The organism is Virgibacillus subterraneus, assembly GCF_900110695.1.
Classification (GTDB): domain Bacteria; phylum Bacillota; class Bacilli; order Bacillales; family Amphibacillaceae; genus Lentibacillus; species Lentibacillus subterraneus.
Map to the genome: position 1 here is coordinate 59,410 of NZ_FOEH01000003.1, position 18,084 is coordinate 77,493.

At 37.7% G+C, this 18,084-nt stretch carries 18 protein-coding genes; 11 read left to right on the forward strand and 7 right to left on the reverse strand.

All coding sequences use genetic code 11. The annotated features are described in order from the left end of the window. Positions 1-18 precede the first annotated feature (18 nt). Positions 19-1,422 (forward strand): S8 family serine peptidase, encoded by a 1,404-nt coding sequence (locus BMY13_RS09950; RefSeq protein WP_092504310.1) that lies wholly within the window; start codon positions 19-21, stop codon positions 1,420-1,422. 198 nt (positions 1,423-1,620) lie between these two features. Continuing rightward, positions 1,621-1,992, forward strand: a complete 372-nt coding sequence (locus BMY13_RS09955; RefSeq protein ID WP_092493519.1) for a VOC family protein — start codon at positions 1,621-1,623, stop codon at positions 1,990-1,992. 61 nt (positions 1,993-2,053) lie between these two features. Here BMY13_RS09955 and BMY13_RS09960 read toward each other — a convergent pair whose 3' ends face one another. Both BMY13_RS09960 and BMY13_RS09965 read right to left on the reverse strand, forming a co-directional pair. Then, a complete protein-coding gene (locus BMY13_RS09960; protein WP_092504312.1) occupies positions 2,054-3,469 on the reverse strand; it encodes a DUF4179 domain-containing protein in 1,416 nt (471 codons plus the stop codon). Beyond that, positions 3,447-3,986 (reverse strand): sigma-70 family RNA polymerase sigma factor, encoded by a 540-nt coding sequence (locus BMY13_RS09965; protein WP_092504314.1) that lies wholly within the window; start codon positions 3,984-3,986, stop codon positions 3,447-3,449. Before BMY13_RS09965 ends, BMY13_RS09960 begins: the two co-directional genes overlap by 23 nt. A 141-nt stretch (positions 3,987-4,127) precedes the next feature. Here BMY13_RS09965 and BMY13_RS09970 point away from each other — a divergent pair, with 141 nt between their 5' ends. Then, on the forward strand, positions 4,128-5,276 hold the full coding sequence (locus BMY13_RS09970; protein WP_092504316.1) for an AI-2E family transporter: 1,149 nt from the start codon (positions 4,128-4,130) through the stop codon (positions 5,274-5,276). 266 nt (positions 5,277-5,542) lie between these two features. Here BMY13_RS09970 and BMY13_RS09975 read toward each other — a convergent pair whose 3' ends face one another. Beyond that, complete coding sequence (locus tag BMY13_RS09975; RefSeq protein ID WP_425445155.1) at positions 5,543-6,109, reverse strand: nucleotidyltransferase family protein; 567 nt, start codon at positions 6,107-6,109, stop codon at positions 5,543-5,545. Between the two features lie 108 nt (positions 6,110-6,217). Here BMY13_RS09975 and BMY13_RS09980 point away from each other — a divergent pair, with 108 nt between their 5' ends. Further along, positions 6,218-7,663, forward strand: a complete 1,446-nt coding sequence (locus tag BMY13_RS09980) for an MDR family MFS transporter (RefSeq protein WP_092504320.1) — start codon at positions 6,218-6,220, stop codon at positions 7,661-7,663. 82 nt (positions 7,664-7,745) lie between these two features. On the opposite strand, the gene BMY13_RS09985 is transcribed toward BMY13_RS09980, so the two are convergent. Beyond that, a complete protein-coding gene (locus tag BMY13_RS09985; RefSeq protein WP_092504322.1) occupies positions 7,746-8,693 on the reverse strand; it encodes a DMT family transporter in 948 nt (315 codons plus the stop codon). 383 nt (positions 8,694-9,076) lie between these two features. Here BMY13_RS09985 and BMY13_RS09995 point away from each other — a divergent pair, with 383 nt between their 5' ends. The 3 genes from BMY13_RS09995 to BMY13_RS10005 are packed head-to-tail and all read left to right on the forward strand — an operon-like array spanning position 9,077 to position 10,915. Further along, a complete protein-coding gene (locus tag BMY13_RS09995; protein ID WP_092493527.1) occupies positions 9,077-9,577 on the forward strand; it encodes a GNAT family N-acetyltransferase in 501 nt (166 codons plus the stop codon). A gap of 49 nt (positions 9,578-9,626) precedes the next feature. Beyond that, a complete protein-coding gene (locus BMY13_RS10000; RefSeq protein WP_175476768.1) occupies positions 9,627-10,589 on the forward strand; it encodes a phosphotransferase enzyme family protein in 963 nt (320 codons plus the stop codon). Next, the gene (locus tag BMY13_RS10005) at positions 10,586-10,915 is read left to right on the forward strand and encodes a hypothetical protein (protein WP_092493529.1); all 330 of its coding nucleotides are present in this window, start codon (positions 10,586-10,588) and stop codon (positions 10,913-10,915) included. The genes BMY13_RS10000 and BMY13_RS10005 overlap by 4 nt, the downstream gene beginning before the upstream one ends. A 123-nt stretch (positions 10,916-11,038) precedes the next feature. On the opposite strand, the gene BMY13_RS10010 is transcribed toward BMY13_RS10005, so the two are convergent. Then, a complete protein-coding gene (locus tag BMY13_RS10010) occupies positions 11,039-11,449 on the reverse strand; it encodes an RDD family protein (RefSeq protein ID WP_245736082.1) in 411 nt (136 codons plus the stop codon). Between the two features lie 356 nt (positions 11,450-11,805). Beyond that, positions 11,806-12,741 (reverse strand): NADP-dependent oxidoreductase, encoded by a 936-nt coding sequence (locus BMY13_RS10015; RefSeq protein ID WP_092504328.1) that lies wholly within the window; start codon positions 12,739-12,741, stop codon positions 11,806-11,808. Between the two features lie 125 nt (positions 12,742-12,866). Here BMY13_RS10015 and BMY13_RS10020 point away from each other — a divergent pair, with 125 nt between their 5' ends. Continuing rightward, positions 12,867-13,361: a DNA-deoxyinosine glycosylase gene (locus tag BMY13_RS10020; protein ID WP_092504331.1), complete on the forward strand. Its 495-nt coding sequence runs from the start codon at positions 12,867-12,869 to the stop codon at positions 13,359-13,361. 581 nt (positions 13,362-13,942) lie between these two features. Here the strand turns inward: BMY13_RS10020 and BMY13_RS10025 are convergent. Beyond that, entirely contained in the window at positions 13,943-15,043 is a 1,101-nt protein-coding gene (locus BMY13_RS10025; RefSeq protein WP_092504333.1) for an SDR family oxidoreductase, read from the reverse strand. Positions 15,044-15,160: 117 nt separating this feature from the next. Between BMY13_RS10025 and BMY13_RS10030 the strand changes: the two genes are divergently transcribed. The 3 genes from BMY13_RS10030 (at position 15,161) to BMY13_RS10040 (ending at position 18,076) form a co-directional block, all read left to right on the forward strand. Then, positions 15,161-16,252, forward strand: a complete 1,092-nt coding sequence (locus BMY13_RS10030; protein ID WP_092504335.1) for a sensor histidine kinase — start codon at positions 15,161-15,163, stop codon at positions 16,250-16,252. Then, positions 16,252-16,887 (forward strand): response regulator transcription factor, encoded by a 636-nt coding sequence (locus tag BMY13_RS10035; RefSeq protein WP_092504337.1) that lies wholly within the window; start codon positions 16,252-16,254, stop codon positions 16,885-16,887. The genes BMY13_RS10030 and BMY13_RS10035 overlap by 1 nt, the downstream gene beginning before the upstream one ends. A gap of 256 nt (positions 16,888-17,143) precedes the next feature. Beyond that, a complete protein-coding gene (locus tag BMY13_RS10040) occupies positions 17,144-18,076 on the forward strand; it encodes an ABC transporter ATP-binding protein (protein ID WP_092504339.1) in 933 nt (310 codons plus the stop codon). Positions 18,077-18,084 lie beyond the last annotated feature (8 nt).

Sequence of the window (18,084 nt, forward strand, 5' to 3'; positions counted from 1 at the left end):
AAATAGGAGTTGGAGCTTATGAAAAAGGTTATTTATTTAACGTTATTATCATTTTTTCTATTTTCACTACTGATTCTTGGACAGCCTAAAGCAAACGCTACAACGAATTCGGTTGCAATTGATCCTCTTCTGGAAGAGAAGATTGCAGAAGGTATAGGAAGTTTTCAAGTGATTGTTACCTTCGATGGTGATGAAGAACCAACCTTAGCCAATTTGAATCTACTAGAAAGAATAGGAATTACAGATGGGATTTCGCTTAAGTCCCTGCCAATGGTAGCCACGATTGCTACTGCAGATCAAATAGAGGACTTAAGAAATAAAGATGGTGTTCGTTCTGTTTATTTAAATCAAAAACTAGAATATTTGAATGCTGACGCTACAGAATTAACTGGTGTTGATCAAGTTCGTTCTGATGAACAAATGACAGAACAAAATAATGGAATACCTGTTACTGGTGAAGGAGTAGGTGTTGTCGTGAATGATAGTGGGGTTGATGGAACGCACCAGGATTTACTGTTTGGTGAGAATTTAGTACAAAACGTTATGGCGAGTTTAAATTTGAGCAATTTGGTACCAGGGTTATTGCCTGCTACTTATCTAGAAAATGTACCAAATACGGATAGTAACTCAGGCCATGGCACTCACGTAGCTGGAACTGTCGGCGGTACTGGGGAAATGTCTGATGGGAAGCATGAAGGTGTAGCACCAGGTGCCGATTTAATTGGCTATGGATCAGGTGCAGCACTATCTATCTTAGATGCTCTTGGTGGATTCGATTATGCCATGGAACACCAGGAAGAATATGGAGTTCGTGTAATCACAAATTCATGGGGATCAACTGGAGATTTCGATCCTAATGATCCAATTAATATTGCTAGTAAGGAAGCCTATGATAATGGCATAACGGTATTATTTGCAGCTGGAAATGAAGGGCCTGCTGAAGATACACATAATCCGTATGCAAAGGCACCATGGGTCATTTCTGTTGCAGCTGGAACAAAAAGCGGTGAACTCGCAGACTTTTCATCGCGTGGAACAACTGATGGTGGTGGAACTTTTGAGATTGATGGGGAAACATGGACATGGAAAGATCAACCATCAATTACAGCACCAGGAGTAGATATTATTTCCTCAAGAGTTATTGCGCCGGTATCATCATTAGCCTTGGATAAAGATCTGCAATACATTGAGACGCAATATCTTCCATATTATACAACAATGAGTGGAACATCGATGGCTACACCACACGTTGCAGGAATAGTTGCTTTAATGCTTGATGCTAATCCAGAATTGACACCTGAAGAGGTAAAAAATATCATCCAACAAACAGCAACCCCAATGTCAGATTATGAAGCTTGGGAAGTTGGGGCAGGTTATGTGAATGCTTATGATGCAGTTAATTTGGCGTTTAATGAAAACTAATTAGTTGAAAAATTTGTTAGACCAGTTTCTTATGAAGCTGGTCTTTCTTACTGCATAAATAGGTCATAAAGGATTGAATTCCAGAGTATAAGGCGCTTATAAATGTTATATAAGCATAGCTTTTCAAAAGTGATATGTAATTACTATTATTCATGTTGAGTAATAGCAGTTAATATGGAGAGAGGGGAGAGTGAGCATATGTCATTTAACTATGAAAAGATTGATCATGTCCAATTAGCAGCTCCTATTAAAGGAGAAAATCAGGCCCGTGAATTTTATAAGGATAAATTAGGCTTTGTAGAGGTCGAAAAACCAGTACTATTAAAGAAGAATGGTGGCGTTTGGTTTCAGGCTGGAAATATTCATATACATATTGGGGTGGAAGAGCCATTTGTTCCAGCTAAAAAAGCGCATCCAGCTTTCCAGGTGAAAAATATAGAAGCGATGAAGCAATATCTGGCTGAGAAAGATGTTGCATTTAAAGCGGATGACCGGCTTCCAGGAGCAAATCGTTTTTATGTGTCTGATCCATTTGGAAATAGGCTGGAGTTCTTGGAGTGGGAAGAATAGCAATCCAGACCTAAGAAGGCTTCGGGAAGGTATTCCCGAAGCCTATTGCTACGAACAATTACTATTCTTTTAAGTCAATTTTTATTGGGTCCATTTTGATATGGTTATCATTTGCGCTTAGCGTGCCAAATGGAACCATTATTGAGTAGTCTCTTATATTGAATTGACCAGGGTTCTCTATTGTATAAGTTGATTTAAAATGTAATCTTTCTTCGTCTTTTAATTTCGCCGTATTACTTCTAATCCTGTTTTCGAGCATTTTTTCCATCTCCAAATTACCATTTTCATCTCTATAGATATTATTGGACTTAATTAACATAATAAAATTAGCGAAGTTTTGAACAATATCCTTTCTAATGGTATCTGTGTCTACACTTTGAACATTGTAATCCAAGATAAGTTTATTTCCGCTTTGTTCTACTTTATTAACCCTAATGCTATAATCAAACCTTTCACTTTCCACCATAAATGGGGTAGTCAGATCAAGTGATGTCACGGTGTCTTCTTCGTGTTGGACAATTTCAGGTTTAATAGTTAGATATTCTGCTTTACCATTGATTTTGCTATTAAATAATTCTCGTGTCTCCTTCTCAACTAAATCACCATTCTGTTCGGTTTCTAGGACCGCTGCATGTCGTGGTGATAGTTTATTTCCCTCATTATCTATAACCGTTAATATTATATCGTCATTTTTAACAGCTATAGGGAATGTTGTATTATAATTCAGCATTGTTGTTGCTTTCCCTTTTTCAACTGACTCCATTTTAAGCGTATAGTCTTTATGTGTACCTTCAGCCTGAGTATAAATTGTTTCTGAAGGAATTTGCTGAACCGGTACATTAAATGTCCAATTTCCCTTTACTCCTGCTATGGAAGTGAATGTTAATGGCAGATTATAATCTTTAGGTAAATTAGCATCAGGATTTTCAAACTCCATCGCAGCAACGTAACCATCTTCAGTTTCTTCCAGTCCGGTCATAGATGAGGACCATTGTTCCCGTTCGTCGCCACCAAACAAGTGAAAACCATATCCAGTTTCAGGTCCTTTATCTCCACCAACATTATCAAAGGATAATCGATCACCTTGAGCTTTAAATGTAATACCTATAATATTCCCATCATAGTAAGCACTTGTTATCGTAATATCTACATTATTACTTGTTGCATTTTGGTTTAGTTGTGTAACTAAACCACTTTTTGATAATTGCGATCCAATTTGCATGCTGAAGTTCTCATATATAGAGCCTATTAAAGGTACAGATGCTAACACATTTGTGATTGGTGCAAAAACCAAACCGGATGCTAAGAATGTGCTGGCAGCAACTGATGCAATAGTTCCGAGAATTTTAGCCTTTGACATTCTGTTTGGCGTTTTTTCATTTCGTCCCTTTTCTATTCCCTTGTCAATTGCATCGAATATTTCACTCTTTTCAACATTTATTTCATTAATTTCTTTATTGAATTGCTCTTTGAACATTGTTATCCACTCCCCCAATTATCTTTTTTAATTCAATCTTTGCCCGTCGCAGATAAGTCTTAATTGTGTTTTCTGGTTTTTCCATTGTTTCCGAGATTTGATAAACAGTCAGATCATGATAATAAAATAGGATAATTACTGTTTGATATTCCTTATTTAATCTAGTTATTGCGTTTAATGTATCCAGTTTGTCCTCAATGTTTGTACTGGGTTCGTTCGGCATATTATTAATAATATTTTCATCTAGTACAACTTTTTTTCGCTTACTTATAATGTCGTATGCTGTACGAATTAATATTTTAGTTAGCCATGAATGAAAATACTGAGGCTGTTTCACTTGTTTTATAGATACAAAAGCTTTATAAATCGTCTCTTGCAGAACGTCTAATGCATCTTCTTTGTTTCGTACGTAAAGAAAAGCCGTTTTGTACAATTTCTCACTTTCATTTTTTACTAGGGTTTCAAATGCTTGTCCGTCCCCATTTATTGCTTTGTCAACAAGGTCCAAATTTTCCAAGTTGTAACCTCCTTTCACACGTTAGAGCAATTACCGTATAAAAAAGTTTCAAAAAATATATTATTCCTAAGTTACATAGCCCCTCAATTATGGAATTTTCCTACAATATAATTTATAATTTGTGTATCGAGGAGGGTCGCTATGAAAACAGAGAGTCGGTTTATGAATTTTATTGGTGGACGAGATCTCTTTTTTGGATTAATTCTATTGATTCTAATTGGTATCGCAATATTAATTTATACCAAAGTTTCATTCATTTTTAATCCAATACTTGTCGTTTTTTCAACTGTTTTACCGCCAGTTATATTGGCCTTTATAGCTTACTATTTGTTAAATCCAATTGTAAATATTCTGCAGCGTTTACATATTAAGCGAATTTGGGGAATTGTCATCATTATCCTTGGTATTAGTGGTTTGCTTACGGGTGTGATTTTACTTACGGCACCTGCTATTGAAGCCCAGGTTAAAGATTTGGCTACGAACTTTCCAAAATACTTACAGCAAATGGGAGAAGGCATTAAATTATCGATACAAAATTCATTTTTGGCACCTTATTATGATCAGGGATACAATTGGCTTGTATCAAATCTCAGTAATCTGACTAGCAGAATTGGTGAATATCTTGGTGGGGCTCTAGAAAGCGTCCAGAATGTTGCCAGTACGCTTACTAGTGTAATTGTTTCTATTATTACATTTCCATTCATCCTATTCTTTTTGTTGAAAGACGGGAATCGATTTAAGGAATTTTGTATAAAACTCTTGCCACCTAGATACAGAGGTGATGCGAATCAAATCCTTAAAAATATGGATGTTCAGGTCGGTTCGTATATCCAGGGGCAAATTATTGTGGCTTCATGTATAGGAATTCTTTTATTTATCGGTTACTTAATTATTGGTTTGGACTATGCTATAACGCTGGCGATTATCGCAGCTGTAACAAGTGTTGTCCCATATCTTGGACCAATGATTGCTATATCGCCGGCTATCATAATTGCGTTAGTCGCTTCGCCATTCATGTTTTTAAAATTAGCTATTGTTTGGGTTGCTGTCCAATTTCTGGAAGGAAATTTCATATCACCAAATGTTATGGGAAAAACAATGAGTGTTCATCCGCTCACAATTATTATCGTGTTATTAGTTGCGGGAAACCTATTTGGAATCGTTGGTGTGATCCTTGGTATTCCGGGTTATGCTATTTTAAAAGTCATAGTCCAGTATTCATATACTAAATTTAAGCAACGGTATAACCGATATTATGGTGAAGAATATGGTGCCTATGAGCATGAATAAATTACGGGGGAAGTACCTGAATTGACCAGGTACTTCTTTTTTATAGTATATTATGTAACCTTTTTATAAAACATTGCGTTTCACAGACTGAAAGATGGAATATTTGATTGATGCATGTAAATTATATGGCAAGAAAATTGATCACTATAGTTCAACAGTGCGGCCTCAACTCAAGCGAAAAATCGGGAAATCGAGCGACAGCGGCCACAACTCAAGCGAAAAATCGGGAAATCGAGCGACAGCGGCCACAACTCGAGCGACAAAATCTATATACCCACCTTAACCTCACCCCATCTCCTCGACCAATTTTTCTCCACAACTCGATGCTTATAAATTTTAAGAAGTTCAGCAGACTCCGTAAAATATGGTGTCGGGCGAACTACCATGTTGAGCACATCATCAACGCCATGGGGTGCTATTAAAATCAAATCACCATCCAAATTGAGTTTCACTCCCAGGGCGGTTGCTGTTTCTGGGAATTTCCTTATCGCGTCTTCTGTACTGCTGTAAGGGTCCATGTTATTACGCACGTGCATGCGCGCTTCATTCTTTACGGACCAAGGCACCTGAGGCATAATCTCGTGCAATACTTTTTCTAATCGTTTTTCCTCAGCCTCATCAATAGTGCCCTCATCAAAATATACTACATCAATATCAGGAATAACAGTCCGTTCATCGAAGCCATGCAGGACATCCCAAACTTTCGACCGTACAAATCCTGCGCATATCCACCAATCCGGCAGCTGTAATTGTTGCGCTGCTTTTAAGATATTCATCATCCATTCGTCAGCTTCGATAGACTGGATGATATCCTCAATACTATTCATCGAAATACTTCCTTTTAGTTTTTAACTTTCATTATACATCATTATTGACCTTACCTGTTATTTTCCATATAATTCAATAGTGTACAAAAACAGCAGCTGAAGGAGATGAGTTGTATGGGAAAGAATCAGCAGGAAAATGTCCAACAGTTAAATAAGTTTCCGATTGTTGCTGTACTGCTATCAGGTGCTTTTTTGGCGATTTTAAATCAGACGTTATTGGCTACGGCTATTCCGCCGATTATGGCCGACTTTAATTTAACGGAAAGCACTGCACAGTGGTTAACGACTATTTTTATGCTGGTGAATGGGATTATGATTCCTATCACAGCTTTTTTAATAGAGACATTTACGGCTAGAAAATTATTACTTACGGCAATGTCTACTTTCGCAGTTGGAACGCTGATTTGTGGTATTGCACCAACTTTCTTTATCTTAATGATTGGGAGAGTTGTTCAAGCAGCTGGGGCAGGGATAATGCTGCCATTAATGATGACTATATTTCTTCTGATTTTTCCAATTGAAAAACGTGGTTCTGCTATGGGGACTGTTGGATTGGTTATATCGTTTGCCCCGGCAATCGGACCAACGCTTTCCGGATGGGTAGTAGAGAACTACCCATGGCGTGTAATGTTTTTCATTATTTTACCACTGGCGATTATTGATATTATTGTTGCTTATTTTGTTATGAAAAATGTGACCACACAGACATATCCAAAAGTCGATATACTCTCCATCATTTTATCAACGCTTGGATTTGGTGGGTTGTTGTATGGATTCAGCAGTGCTGGAAATTACGGCTGGTCTGACCAGGTCGTGCTTGCATCCCTTGCTATTGGAGCGGTAACGCTGACAGCGTTCATTCTGCGGCAATTCAAACTTACTCAACCTATATTGGAATTCCGTGTGTTGAAATATCCAACATTCACCATTGCAACAGCGATTGGGATGATTGTGTTTATGGCGCTGATTGGTGCGGAAACAATACTTCCAATTTATATGCAAAACATGGCTGGATTTACTCCGCTTGAATCTGGAATGATGATTATGCCTGGAGCATTACTGATGGGTTTTATGTCACCGATTACTGGTAGGATTTTTGACAGAGTGGGTGCCAGGTGGCTGGTGATTATCGGACTATCTATTTTGACTATCACTACCTTCATGTTTACAAATTTATCGACTGAGACGTCATTAACTTATCTCACCGTCGTGTTTGCGATTCGCATGTTTGGTATTTCCATGGTGATGATGCCCGTTACTACTGCAGGTCTTAACCAATTACCAACCCGGTTAATACCTCACGGAACGGCGATGAATAATACGATGCGCCAGGTTGCAGCATCAATTGGTACCGCCATCCTAGTTACAGTGATGACTGCTGCTGCAGTGGATATGAGTGCGGATGCTGACCCAAGTGAAATGATACATGGTGTTAATGTGGCCTTCTACGTTGCGACAGGGTTGTCATTGGCAGGGCTGGTACTTGCATTCTTTATCAAACGGTCGACGCCAGCTGAAGATCGTGCTGCAATGGAACTTGCCGAAGAAAATGAAGAATAAGAAACTGCTATACTATGTGGTGTAGCAGTTAAGACAGTATTAATCCTTTCTTACTGCATAAGTGCAACTAAGGCACTCGCCATTAGGGCTGGCGAATGCCAAGTTTTCTAAATTTACGATCTCCCAATGCTGAAATGACACTATGCAAAATCATTCCGACAATAACAAGTGCCATACCGATAAATGATATAAAGCTTGGTAATGGCGCACTTAACAGGAACAGTTCACCAAATAAAGCGAAGACAACTTCACCTGATTGTGTTGCTTCCACTGCAGCTAACTTATGGTTGTCGTGATTGACCAGTTCAGTTGCATAGAAAAATAATACAGTAGCAATGATCCCGGATGAAACCGCAACAATAAATGTCTGCAGCACTTGGCTTGTGTTTGGTGTGTCATGCACTATAATTCCATAAATGGATAAAACAATCCAAAATGGCATCGATGCAATTGTCATCCCGAGGATTCGTTGGAATGTATTTAAATTTCCGTTTACAAGCTGCATCATTTTACGATTTCCAAGTGGGTACGCAAATGCAGATATGATCAAGGGGATGACACATAGCAAAACACTGGTTAACGAGACAGATGACGCATGTTCGAGTTGCATGACAAACACACCAGAAAGGATAATAAGCGAAATAATTACACTCTGAATAGGAATCCTCTGTTTTGCTTGTCTATTTAAGAATGGAACTAAAAGTGAACCCGCAATAATTGTTATCTGAAATGTTGCTGCGACAAGCCACCCAGGTCCATATATAGTAGCAAATGTAATCGGTGCATAGAATAAGCCAAATCCAATTGTGCTCCAAGCAACCCATGAGAGTGGTTGTTCACTTAAATGCTGGATAACTGGTCTGACGTTCTTTTTGTATCCAACTATGACTAACAGGATCGGGAGCATAAACATAAATCGGAGTGATGCACTCCAAACCCAGCTTCCACCCTCTAGCTCCATCGATCGATTTAAAATAAATGTTACCGAAAAAAATATAGCAGATAAAACTCCAATTAATATAGCTTTCATCATGACACCCCGTAAACAAATGTCTTTAGTTTTAATCATATCAGAAACAGACGAGGTTTAAGACTCTTTTTCTGATTTTAGAATTTAATCATGAATACTATGATACGATACATATATTAATATCGACTGTTATATTTGGAGAGGGGTTAGGTAATGGGAGATGAACTGATAAAGTCACTTGTTGCTTGTTTATCCGGTATTATTTCCTATTGCATTAGAAAACTTGGCTTATTGTCAAGCATTAGTTACAGTTATGCAGTAAGAAAGGATTTGTACTTTCTTAACTGCCAAAAATGGTTTGGAAAAACGTTTCCTTATGGGGGAGGCGTTTTTGATTTAAGAAATATAGTATAAACTGTAAAAATTAAGGGGAGTTGGTTAAAATGGATATACGTATATTGGAGCCAGAAGATGCTGAAGCCTATCGAAAGCTAAGATTGGAAGCGTTGCTTAATAGTCCAGAAGCCTTTATTTCGAGTTACGACGAAGTAAAAAATAATTCGGCGGATGTATATAAGGTTAGGTTTCAATCAGATAACGCATATAATTTTGGTGCGTTTGAGGATAATCAATTGATTGGAGTTGTAACGTTGGTCAGGGAAACGAAGGTTAAAATAGACCATCGTACAACTGTTTATGCCGTATATGTTACACCCTATAAACGAGGCAGGGGTGTCAGCAAACAGTTATTGCAGACAGCAATTAACCATGCAAACTCGATTGATGGGGTTGAGCAGGTGTGCATATCTGTCGTAACCAAGAACGACACAGCTAAAAGCCTTTATTATGCATTGGGATTTGTTCCGTTTGGCACACATAAACGCGCGGTAAAACTGGGAGACACTTACTATGATGAAGAACATATGGTGTTGTTTTTTCAGTAAGAAGTTATAGAATTATAAAGTAGAATTTATTTTTTGGAGGAATGGGATTTTGGATATTCAGGTAAGACATTCATTAATTCACAAAGATTCAATCCTACAAATTATCGATGAACATGATATAGAAGCTCTCCAATGTGATTTTTTAGCACGTGGACTGAATGACACATATCTAATTACGACTGAAAAAGAGACCTATATCTACAGACTTTATCGTACTGGCTGGCGGGATAGGGAAGCTATCTTGTTTGAGCTGGATGCTATTAATCATTTGCAAGGTGATAGGGTTTCTTTTCCGATTAAAAAGAAAGATGGCAACTATTTGACTGAGGTAAAAGCTCCCGAGGGAGTTCGGTATGGGGTGTTATTTTCCTATTCAAAAGGAGAGCGTCCGCAGATTAACGTTGAAAATTCAAAAATTATTGGTGAAACACTTGGTAGGCTACATAACAAATCGGACAAGCTTACTACTCAACATGAGCGAGGTTTTGAGTTGGATACTGAACATTTGCTAGATGAACAGGTAGCTGTCATCTCACCGATATTGAAAAAATGCCTTGGAAATGAGGCAGAGGAAACTCTGCATATAGTTGTTGAAAATATCAAAACTGATCTAACTGAACTTAATTTAGAGACAGGGTTTTGCCATGGTGATTTTCATAATCACAACATGCATATCCATGATGGTGTAATTGAGGTTTTTGACTTTGATTGTTGTGCCATGGGATATCGGGCATATGATGTTGCCGTTTCATGGTGGAATCTGAAAAATAATTATAAAAACATAGAAACTGAGTGCTGGGATGCATTTTTAAAGGGATATTTAGAAGAACGGAAGCTAGCTGACGATGATTTGAAAAGCTTGCCACTGTTCATTACTGCAAGAAGAATATGGCTGTTAGGTACGATGCTTCGAAACGATGATGTATGGGGTACGAACTGGATTAACTCCAGATCACTAGAGCTTTTTATCTGGCAATTGAAGACAGATAGACTTGGGGATGAGGATATATGACAGAAACAAAAATATATTGTGACAGGTGTACAAGACCTATTGAAATTAGAGATGATGTAATTACAGCCAAAATTCTACTAGATGTTAAAGCATATCATGAGGAATGTTATGCCAAAGATTTAAAAGGGATGAAGTCATTCTTCCTGGATAATACGCCAATCAATGGAACTGCCGGTAATATTACCACAGTTCTAACTGCTATACTTGGGATTATCTGGTTGTTTGTAACGGATGGCTCGATGAGGTTCATAGCATTGGCAGCTCTATTTCCAGTAGGTTACCGCCTGTATTCCTATTTGGCTATTGAGCGTTATCTAGCAAAGTGAACTCAAATTATACTTAGTCGTGATATTCTATGTATGTTGCTTATGTTCTGCTTGGTAGAAAACTTGGCACATTCTTATTTTGCTTTCTTAGAACAACAATGTTAATTGGATTTAAGTAAGTTTTTAATTTTCACTTACATATGTTCCACCTATTATATCGTGAATTGCTCTTTTATCTTCCCGAAATATGACCATAAAAATACTTACTACTAAGGATATTCCAAGCGTGACAATACCTATAAGGTGAAAACCTACAAACTCTCTCAAAATAGTATTTGAAAGTTTAACATTGTCACCATCTGTTCGTTTTAATTTGATATTACAGATTCGTTTACCGATAATATATCCAGCCCATAATACAGGGATGACAATTAAGTATAATGTGTAAAATAAATCCCAAATCAATCCTTTGTTCAAAGCAATACTGTATTCACCTGTAAAAATATAAAATAAACCACCAATTAAAATTGAAAAGATGGTAACATCTAAAAACCTTGCTATTAATCTTTTACCAAATCCAGCGTAACTTTCCAAAATAGTTTTCCCCTTTGTCGTATAGTATCTTTCGGTTTAACACAACTATCCTGCCAATTAGTTTAAGTTTTATCGTTCACAATATTTGTGTTTATTTTAACATAAATATTCAGAATACCTAGTAAAATCAAGCGAAAATTAAACAATCTCCAGGGCAAAATGTAGACTTACACTGGCTATTGTTACCCAATAAATTGGGGTGCAAAGTACACTGCAATTTTAATGAATATTAAGCCGAGAATACTATAATATCAACAATAAATGACCATCAATTTAGCATACAAATTGATGGTCATTTTATATTACATTTTTAATGTTTGCCATAGGTAACGGAACCCGTTAGTTTTTTATAACCTCTACTTAATTTTTATTACGATTTTTCCTTTTGCATGGTGTGTCTCACTTAGTTTATGGGCTTCGCGCATTTTTTCTTCGGAAAGTGGGAACGTTTGACCAATATGTGCTTTCATTTCTCCTTTTTCCATCAATTTACCGAGCTTGGCCAGCTGCTTGCCGTCAGGCTCTAGCCAATGAAAGATTGCTTTAACTCCTTTTGATTCAGCGAGCTTTTCGTCTGGAGGTTCTGCAATTGACACTAATTTCCCACCTTCTTTTAAGACGTCATAGCTTTTCTCTTGAATGCCTCCCCCCATCGCATCGAGCACAATGTCATAATCACCTAGCTCTTCTTCAAAATTCTCCAACTGATAATTAATGAATTGATCCACTCCTAATTCTTTGACGAATCCTTCATTTTTACCGCTGGCAGTTGATGCTACATATGCACCGAAGCTCTTTGCAATCTGGATGGCAAAGCTCCCGACACCTCCTGAGCCAGCATGTATTAAGACTTTGTCGTCTGGTTTTATTTCACAAATATCGACTAGACATTGCCATGCAGTAAGTCCTGTAAGTGGAACTGCAGCAGCCTCTTCAAACGATATATCCTCTGGTATTTTTGCTAACAGATCTTTATCAACAGCGGTATATTCAGCATATGTTCCATTTTTTGTTGTAGCGGGTCGTGCAAAAACTCGATCACCAACTGAAAAGTTTGATACACTATGACCAACTTCGCTAACAACTCCCGCAGCATCCCAACCTAAAATAATAGGGAAATCAAATGGGAATTTCTCTTTTAAATAACCCTCCCGCAGCTTCCAATCGATTGGATTTATTGATGTTGCATGAAGTTCCACTAATACTTGGTCTTCGTTTATAATAGGTTTTGGGATATCTTCCTCAACTAGTTGATTAGCGGCTCCATATTCATTTATTACAATTGCCTTCATCTTGATACCTTCTTTCTAAAAATATCTTCATAGGTTAATTGTTCCCCGTTTAGTTTAATCTAAATCATAAGATGATTAGAGTTGATTAAAAAAGGTAATATAAACTGTAAAGGAGAATCCGAATAGTGGCTGAAAAATTAACTTCATTCGCACCAGTGCTGGCAGCAAAACCAAAAGTTCTTATCCTCGGTTCAATGCCAGGAGGGATATCATTGGAAAAAGACGAGTATTACGGGAATCCTCGCAATCATTTTTGGGATATACTTTTTGAACTTTTTGGACAAGAGCCAACTTCAGATTACGAAAAAAAAATCGCATTTGTAAAACGTAACCAGCTTGCTTTATGGGATACGATAGGTCTCTGTTATCGGGAAGGGAGTCTTGATGCTAATATTGTGGATGAGGAGCCTAATAATATTATTGGGTTATTGAATGGATACCCTAGCATTCGCTTGATAGCATGTAATGGAGGAAGGTCATATGAAACATTCAGGAAAAATTTTAATGTAAATGGAGTGGATGTAATAAAATTACCTTCGACCAGCCCAATTCCAGGACGTTATACGAAGAACTTTAAAGGGAAGGTAGAAGAGTGGAAGAAAATTTTGGAATATTTGTAATGACCTACAAAATATAATATGATACTATTTAATTAAGACGAAAGTATGAGTTTGTTTTTGGAAGTTAAGAAAGTACAAATACTTTCCATAACAACTTTTATCCTAGCTGGAAATTTTTTTAGTGCTATTTTAGAAAAAGTGAATAATTTTAATTGGAATGCAATATTATTAAATTGGTTGTTTTTTCGGAGGATTTAGTGAGCCGCAAGCTGCAACTTGCGGCTCTGACAGTTATCCGCAAGGCACGGCGACTCCGTTTAGGGATGAAAAAAGTAATTATCCCAAGTTCACGTAGACGACAGGGTGATTACTTTTTTCCGTGGCTACTATTGACGATCAGTAATACGAGTGTGGCAAACATCAACATTAGCTCAAGAGCACTGTCAACTGGTATCACTCGCTCAACCCCTTTCATTAGGGGATTTGAAGTCGCCAAGTAATAAGAGAAAACTCTTCCACTACTTCATAATTGAAGCCACCCTGCATAACCTGTCCCAAATATTATACTACAATTGGGACCGGAAATGTGGTAATTTTTAGGAAATGGTACAATATTCTCATAACTCTGTAAATTAAAGAATTTAGTTAATTTGTATGTGTTTGCTGCGATCATGCTTGTATTTTCGATAAAAATTAACCATTGGTTCAACAGTGTCCTTTAAGTCAGGACATACAATTCCTGAACCTTTTAAATCCGTTACTGCAGTTGAACAGTCGAAAGATGCATTAATAGAGAAGTAATCTAGCGCTTCTAACTCGACTTGAAGCCACTTCCGGACTGGAGCAGATGACAAAGAGCTTCTCACCCAAGATAAAGGAACTTTACCTTTTGGCGTTTTCCCTAAGTAAGCCTTGGTTAGTATTTTCTGTAAGTCATGCATACTGTAAGGATTTGGATCAGTCAGATGATATGTTTTTCCTTTGCCGACAGGTGCGATTGCCAGATAACTTGTCGCACGTAATACATAATCAGATGGCACAAAGTTTCCTTCTGGTTTACCATCTCCCATATATGGTGTGATTGGAAGAAAACTTATGTGATCAAGTAAATTTAACATAAAATATATACCGTCAAACTTGATGGTCTCCCCAGTCTTTGAGTTACCTTTAACAATACCAGGTCTAATAATAGTTGTCGGAACTGACTGCTTGAGGTCCTCGACTAAAACTTCTGCATGATATTTCGTTTCCTTATAATGATTCTTAAATGTCTGGCCTGCAGCTAATTCATTTTCAAATATCTTTCCTTCACGCATCCCCGCTACGAACGCTGTGCTAAAATAAGTATAACGTTCGAGATTTCCTAACGTTTTTACCCAATTGTTCATATTCTTCGTTCCATCGACATTAACCTTAAATGCAATATTCTTGGGCACAGCCAGGTCGTAAATGGCTGCAAGGTGAAAAACGTGGGTAACTGATTCCTGTATCTCGCGGTTTATATCATGGTCAAGTGCCAGAGTCGGTTCTGTGATGTCACCGGTTACAATGGAAAATATGCCTGGATCATGTCCAGTTTTTTTTGCTAGGCTGTTAATCTCTTGAGTTGCTTTATCTTGGAGGGAAGGTAACACTAGTAAGTAGATTTGCTTGATGTCTTTTTGGTGATCATGGAGAAGTTGCTTAATTAAGCTTGATGCAAGGAAACCAGGGTAGCCTGTGAGAAAATACGTATGCTTCATATAATCGCTCCTTTTTTATAAATTACTATTATTATAGTATAAGATACACTATTAAAGAAGTTATTTCCAAATTAATAGAATTCTGATAGTCTTTTTTACGGGGCAGGTGATAATTGAGTGAGCATTTTTTGGGTACGGTTTGGAATATTTTGTGGACTTTGGACCTTGCTGATCTTTAGGCACAGTGAAAATCAATCTGTAAGTCTGTTGATTGCAGCACTTGCGTTAGGATTATTTTTCTTTCTATCTATTCGGAAAGAATTGCTTTTTCTTTACATTAGTCTGTCTGTAATCATCTTTATTCATGGAATTATGTTGATAGATGAAGTTACATACTCAATTTTATTATTATTTTTTCTAGCAATTATTGCCGTGTATCGCCATAAGCAAAAGCATTTGACAATCTATTTAATTTTTAATTTGGCATTATCCATAATGATGGTTTTTTATTTTAATAATAGTGTTGTTGAATTAATTATTCTATCCAGTTTCTTCTACTTTATGGTAACTGCTGTTAACCGATTGTATTTGGAAAAAAATGAGCAACATGAGCTGTATGAACAGATGTCAGGTGAGTATCGTAAATTAAAAAGGATGAACTTGGTGGCAGAAAGGGATGCCCGTCTTGAAGAGCGTACGAAAATTGCCCGGGATATTCATGATTCGGTAGGATATCGATTAACAGCTTTGATTATGAAACTGGAAATACTGTCTATTCAAAAAAATGCAGCGGAATATAGTGAATTAAAGGAAATGGCACAGGGTAGTCTTGATCAGACAAGGCAAGCTGTAAAAGCTTTGCAAAGTGAGGAACATGAAGGTCTGGCTACGGTTGTTCACTTGATTCGTAAACTTGAAGCAGAGAGTAACATTCAAGTTCAGTTCACCATTAAGCAAGGGGTGCTGTCAGTTCCGTTTAACAATAATAAAAGTGTTGTTTTATATCGGGTCATTCAGGAAGCATTAACCAATGCAATGCGCCATGCACAATCAAAGGAAGTACATATTAATTTGGGGAGGTCAGCGACAGGAGCCATTTCGTTGGAAGTTTTAAATCAGATTTATGATGCAGTCCCGTTCAAATTTGGATTCGGACTATCGAATATGAAAGACCGAGTGGAAGAAGTTAATGGAACACTATACGTTTATCAAACAGAAGAAAAATTTGTTGTGTTGGGGACGATGCCTGTGAATGAGGGGGAAGAGTAATGATTCGTGTGCTGCTAGTTGAAGATCAGGCGATTGTTAGGCAGGGGCTGAAGGTAATATTGGAACAAGACAAAAATATTACAGTAACCCATGAAGCGGATAATGGTCAGCGTGCTTTGGATATTCTGGAAAAACATATGGTCGATTTTATCATGATGGATGTGAGGATGCCTGTGGTCAATGGAGTTGAAGCGACAAGCAAGATAAAGAATCAATGGCCAGAGGTTAAAATTTTGATTTTGACTACGTTTAACGACGACGAATATGCTCTTCAAGCGTTAAAAGAAGGGGCAAATGGATTTTTATTAAAAACATCGGAATCGACTAAATTAATTGCTGCAGTCTACAGTTGTATGAGCGGGGGTTTAACAATTCATGAAGAAGTAGCGGCAAAAGTGATGCCACGTTTATTGGAACGTTCATCGAACAATGCCGCAATTAATGTTGATCTGACCTCAAGGGAATTAACAATAACACGTTTGATTGGCGAAGGAAAAACGAACAAAGAAATCTCAGAAGAGCTATATTTATCGATCGGTACCGTGAAAAACAATATCACACAAATCCTGCAAAAAACAGGTCAGCGCGACCGCACACAGCTGGCTATCTTTGCGGTAAAACATGATATAGGCTAGTAGACTTCCTGCGCAAGTGGGGAGTTTTTTTATGTGGGTGTAGAGGAGGGAAAGCATCAACAGAAGGGTGTGAATATCAATAGGATAGCGGAAACATCGACAGAAGAGCGTGGACATCAACAGAAGGAGGGCGAACATCAATAGAAAAACGATAAAAGTGACTCAGGTCATCCTCTTTTTATAACTATTAGTGACTTGAGGCAGTATGCGACGTTAACAAGACATCGTATAATAAATTAAGAGGAGGAAGAAGTTGATGCTTGAGTTAGTTGATTTATCCAAGAAATTTAAACAATTTTACGCTGTGAAAAATTTGAATATGTTTATCGAGAAAGGTGAAATTGTAGGTTTGCTGGGACCAAATGGTGCTGGGAAATCAACGGCGATTTCCATATTGTCGTCCTTAGTTGAACCGACAACAGGTGATGTGCGGTTTAAGAATTCCAGTATTATTAAAAGCCCCGGGCCAATTCGGAATGTGATTGGCATGGTACCACAGGAGATTGCATTATATGATGATTTGACTGCAGAAGAGAATTTGCAGTTCTTTGGCAGAATTTATCGGCTGTCAGGTGTGGAACTGAAGCAGAAAATTGGAGAGGTGCTAGAGCTGATTGGCTTAACAGATCGGCGCAAAGATGTTGTGAAAAAGTTTTCAGGCGGCATGAAGCGGCGTCTGAATATCGGTGTTGCGCTACTGCACAATCCACAGTTAATCATCATGGATGAACCAACAGTTGGGATTGATCCACAGTCGAGAAACTACATCCTGGAGACGGTGAAACGGCTTAACCGTGAAAAAGAGATGACTGTATTGTATACAAGTCACTATATGGAAGAAGTGGAATTCCTTTGTGACCGTATTTATATTATGGACCAGGGTAACCTTATTGCGTCTGGAACGAATGAAGAAATTAAGCGAATTCTTTCAGCTGAAAAAACGATTGAAATCAAGTCTGACCGGATAAATGAAGTTTTTGTCCAATTGCTTCGGAATGATGCAACGATAAATAGTGTCACAGAAGGTGAGAAAGTTGTGACGATAATTGTGCCAAAAGGAACAAAAGCGTTCGGTACACTTTTGAAGTATGCAGAGGAAGCTGAAATTGAATTGAATTCAGTTGATGTTCAGGAGGCAACATTGGAGGATGTGTTCCTGCATCTTACCGGAAGAGCGTTACGGGACTAGGGGAGGAG

Coding starts and splice junctions, on each gene's coding strand:
- BMY13_RS09950 (WP_092504310.1), top strand. CDS start 19: ATGAAAAAGGTTATTTATTTAACGTTATTATCATTTTTTCTATTTTCA.
- BMY13_RS09955 (WP_092493519.1), top strand. CDS start 1,621: ATGTCATTTAACTATGAAAAGATTGATCATGTCCAATTAGCAGCTCCT.
- BMY13_RS09960 (WP_092504312.1), bottom strand. CDS start 3,469: ATGTTCAAAGAGCAATTCAATAAAGAAATTAATGAAATAAATGTTGAA.
- BMY13_RS09970 (WP_092504316.1), top strand. CDS start 4,128: ATGAAAACAGAGAGTCGGTTTATGAATTTTATTGGTGGACGAGATCTC.
- BMY13_RS09980 (WP_092504320.1), top strand. CDS start 6,218: ATGGGAAAGAATCAGCAGGAAAATGTCCAACAGTTAAATAAGTTTCCG.
- BMY13_RS09985 (WP_092504322.1), bottom strand. CDS start 8,693: ATGAAAGCTATATTAATTGGAGTTTTATCTGCTATATTTTTTTCGGTA.
- BMY13_RS09995 (WP_092493527.1), top strand. CDS start 9,077: ATGGATATACGTATATTGGAGCCAGAAGATGCTGAAGCCTATCGAAAG.
- BMY13_RS10005 (WP_092493529.1), top strand. CDS start 10,586: ATGACAGAAACAAAAATATATTGTGACAGGTGTACAAGACCTATTGAA.
- BMY13_RS10015 (WP_092504328.1), bottom strand. CDS start 12,741: ATGAAGGCAATTGTAATAAATGAATATGGAGCCGCTAATCAACTAGTT.
- BMY13_RS10025 (WP_092504333.1), bottom strand. CDS start 15,043: ATGAAGCATACGTATTTTCTCACAGGCTACCCTGGTTTCCTTGCATCA.
- BMY13_RS10035 (WP_092504337.1), top strand. CDS start 16,252: ATGATTCGTGTGCTGCTAGTTGAAGATCAGGCGATTGTTAGGCAGGGG.
- BMY13_RS10040 (WP_092504339.1), top strand. CDS start 17,144: ATGCTTGAGTTAGTTGATTTATCCAAGAAATTTAAACAATTTTACGCT.